Genomic DNA, 1,002 nt, shown 5'->3' with positions numbered 1-1,002 from the left:
ATCAAGGATATAAGTTCCATTGGTCAAAACAGTTCCTGCACCAATCTTACTAGAACCTTTGAGGGTTACATTCGCTTCAATTTGAACTTCTGGAGCGATCTCAACATCAATGTCAATGTAAGTAGCTTCAGGATTCACAAAACTAACTCCATTGACCATATGCGCTTGATTAATACGACGACGCATAACTGCTTCTGCTGTAGCGAGTGCTACACGATCATTGACTCCGAGACTTTCATCAAAGTCTTTCAGAGTATAGGCTCCGACTTTTTCTCCAGCTTCACGGAAAATACCGATGACATCAGTAATGTAGTATTCGCCTTGGGCATTGTTAGTGTTGATATTCTTCAAAGCTTCAAAGAGACGAGCATTATCAAAGACATAGGTTCCTGTATTGATTTCCTTGATTTGTTTTTCAAAATCAGTCGCATCCTTCTGCTCCACGATACGAAGCACTTCAGCATTCTCGTTACGAACAATACGCCCATAACCAAACGGATCTTCAGCTTCTGCAGTAAGGATTGTAGCTACGTTTTTGTGATTAACGTGGAAATCAATCAAGTTCTTTAGACTTTCACCAGTAATGAGTGGTGTGTCACCAGCAATAACCAATGTTTGTCCAGAAAGTCCTTCAAGAATTGGCTCAGCCATCATAACCGCATGACCAGTTCCTAATTGCTCAGACTGTCTTACAAAATCAGTTTGACCAGCTAAAACTTGCTCCACAAGTTCTGCCTTATGTCCAACAACCGTTACTGTTTTTTCAGGATTGATGGCCCCTACACTACGAAAAACATGCTCAAGCATTGAAATTCCTGCAACCTTGTGCATGACTTTTGGTAGATCTGATTTCATACGAGTACCTTTACCCGCTGCTAAAATAACTGCATAATTTGCCATATTTTTCTCTTTTCTATAGAAATTCCCTTATATTATATCATAAATTTGCTTTTTCAAACACAAAAGAGGGCAAATGCTTTAAAACATCGCATTCTCTAGATG

Annotated in this window: 1 protein-coding gene; it reads right to left on the bottom strand. The window is 39.4% G+C overall.

The window, feature by feature from the left end; genetic code table 11:
* On the bottom strand, window positions 1-900 hold a 900-nt coding region (locus QZ359_RS05995; RefSeq protein ID WP_293964008.1), incomplete at its 3' end, for a sugar phosphate nucleotidyltransferase.
* Window positions 901-1,002: the final 102 nt, after the last annotated feature.

It is taken from the genome of Streptococcus sp., from assembly GCF_019414905.1.
Classification (GTDB): domain Bacteria; phylum Bacillota; class Bacilli; order Lactobacillales; family Streptococcaceae; genus Streptococcus.
The sequence above is the reverse complement of the archived record's forward strand: the minus strand, read 5'-3'. Positions and strand labels throughout refer to the sequence as shown.